We start from the raw sequence: 2,593 nt of genomic DNA, 5'->3' as shown, positions 1-2,593 counted from the left end.
CGATGTCCACTGCGAAAACACCAGCACAAGCGACAGCGGTTCTGCCATTCCGGGAGGCACGATGACCACGAACACTGCCAAGGGATCGGGGTCGTCCTCGACCGCGTTGCCCGATCCGGAGACGCCGGAGGGTCGCAAACTCCTCCGCAAGGCGATCGGCGCATCGGCGATCGGCAACGCGACCGAGTGGTACGACTACGGCGTCTACGCCGCCACCGCCACCTACCTCACACAGGCGTTCTTCCCGGGTGACCTGGGAACGATCGGCACGATGCTCGGCTTCGCGGTCTCGTTCGCGCTCCGGCCGCTCGGCGGCATGGTGTGGGGGCCGATCGGCGACCGCATCGGCCGCAAGGCGGTGCTGGCGATGACCATCATGCTGATCTCGGTCGCCACCGCGTTGATCGGTGTGCTGCCCACACAGGCCGTCGCGGGCATCTGGGCGCCGATCCTGCTGATCGCACTGCGCGTCGTGCAGGGTTTCTCCACCGGTGGCGAGTACGGCGGCGCGGCCACCTTCATGGCCGAGTACGCACCCGACAAGAAGCGGGGCAAGTACGGATCATTCCTCGAGTTCGGCACCCTCGCCGGCTTCGTCATGGGTACCGCGTTCGTGCTCTTCCTGGAGCTCGGTCTCACCGACGATCAGATGCAGACCTGGGGCTGGCGTATCCCGTTCTTCTTCGCACTCCCGCTCGGCCTCGTCGGCCTGTACCTGCGGAACCAGATGGAGGACACCCCGGTGTTCCGCGAGATGGAGCAGAAGGGCGAGATCGAGGGCACCGCGTGGACCCGTTTCGTCGATCTGTTGCGCGACTACCGCCGACCCATCCTGATCATGTTCGGCATGGTCATCGCGCTCAACGTCGTGAACTACACGCTGTTGGCGTACCTCCCGACCTACCTGCAGAACAACATCGGGATGTCCACGACCACCGGAACCGTCACCATCCTCATCGGTGAACTGGTGATGATGGCGCTCATCCCGTTCTTCGGCCAGCTGTCCGATCGCACCGGACGCAAGCCGATGTGGTGGGCGTCGTTGATCGGCCTGTTCGTCTTCGCGCTGCCGCTCTTCTGGCTGATGGGTCAGGGATTCGTCTGGGCCATCATCGGATTCGTGATCCTCGGCGTGCTCTACATCCCGCAGCTGGCGACGATCTCGGCGACCTTCCCGGCCATGTTCCCGACGCAGGTCCGCTACGCCGGGTTCGCGATCTCCTACAACGTCGCCACCGCGGCGTTCGGCGGCACGGCGCCCCTCGTCAACGACGCGGTCACCCAGAACGACGGGTGGGACCTCTTCCCGGCCGGCTACATGATGATCGCGTGTGCGATCGGCATGATCGCGCTGCCGTTCCTGCGGGAGACCGCGGGCTGCTCGATTCGTGGCACGGAGATCCCCGGCGAGGAGACCAGCGCCGAGAAGTCGCTCACCAACGCCTGATCACGCGCGTTGGGCTGTCGTGACGTCAGTGGGGCCGGTCGAGGTCGACGGTGTCGCCGGGCAGGCCCCACTCGATACGGCCGAGGCGGCTGACCGCGGCCAGCTTGTCGTAGTCGGGGAGTCCGTCGTCGGCCACGATCGACGGATCGACCGTCAGCGCCACGACCTCGCCCATCACGACCACCGAGTTCCCGACCTCGACCGCGCGGTGGAGGCGGCACTCGATGGCGATCGGTGAATCAGCGACGCGGAGGCAGTTCACGACCGTGGCCGGCGTCGACGGGATACCCGCCTCGACGAACTCGTCGATGTCGGAATCGAACCCGGCCGAGCTGGCGTTGGCCAGGTGCATCAGTGACTTCGACACGATGTTGATGACGAACTCGCCGGTGTCGATGGCGTTTCGGGCGCTGTCCTTCGCCCCGCCCACCGAGGTGAACTGCACGACCGGTGGCGTGGTCGACGACACCGAGAAGAAGCTGTACGGCGAGAGATTGTCGACGCCCTCGGTGCTGCGGCTCGACACCCAGGCGATCGGGCGCGGGACGATCGACGCGGTCAGCAGTTTGTAGAAGTCGCCGGGGTCGACCGTCGCGGGGTCGTGGACGATCCGGTCAGTGGGTGCACTCATGCTTCCAGTCTGCCCGAGACCCGTCCTGTCATGACGCCGCGGCCGACGCCGTCGACCAGTCGGCGGCCGGTGTCGGACAACCGGTAGAGAACCTCCCGACCATGACGACTGCTCTCCACCAGTCCGTTGTCCGCGAGCACCCTGAGGTTCTGCGACACCGCGCTCGGGGTGACCGAGAAGCGATGCGCCAGTTCCGACGTCGAGGCCGGTTCGGCGAGGGCGCACAGTATGTCCGACTTGGGGCCGCCGACGAGATCGCACAGCGCCCCGTTGCGGACGACGGCCGGGGAGCCCATCAGGAGCCCCGCGCCGCGCGCCGGGTAGGAGACCCATGGCTGCGTGCACTCCGCGTGACGCCAGCTGACCGCGCGCCGGGTGAACACGCTCGGGGTGAGGACCACGCCGTCTCCGCTCCCGTGACTCTCGTCCTCCCGGTCGCACGACATGGTCACCTCGATGGTGCCGTCGTCGAGCCATCGGATTCCCTCGGTGAGGCCGTCGAACAGTCCGGCCAC

3 protein-coding genes are annotated in these 2,593 nt (G+C 66.8%); 1 reads left to right on the top strand and 2 read right to left on the bottom strand.

Annotation, left to right across the window (positions count from 1 at the left end):
- Positions 1–61 precede the first annotated feature (61 nt).
- Positions 62–1,447: an MFS transporter gene (locus JHC79_RS18400; RefSeq protein ID WP_296393513.1), complete on the top strand. Its 1,386-nt coding sequence runs from the start codon at positions 62–64 to the stop codon at positions 1,445–1,447.
- A gap of 25 nt (positions 1,448–1,472) precedes the next feature.
- Here JHC79_RS18400 and JHC79_RS18395 read toward each other — a convergent pair whose 3' ends face one another.
- The gene (locus JHC79_RS18395) at positions 1,473–2,078 is read right to left on the bottom strand and encodes a flavin reductase family protein (protein ID WP_296393511.1); all 606 of its coding nucleotides are present in this window, start codon (positions 2,076–2,078) and stop codon (positions 1,473–1,475) included.
- Positions 2,075–2,593: helix-turn-helix transcriptional regulator (locus JHC79_RS18390; protein WP_296393510.1), on the bottom strand; the 519-nt coding region annotated here is incomplete at its 5' end. The genes JHC79_RS18390 and JHC79_RS18395, both read right to left, overlap by 4 nt.

Origin of the sequence: Williamsia sp., assembly GCF_016462415.1 — a bacterium.
GTDB lineage: Bacteria > Actinomycetota > Actinomycetes > Mycobacteriales > Mycobacteriaceae > Williamsia_A.
This window is presented reverse-complemented; position numbering and strand designations above follow the sequence as displayed.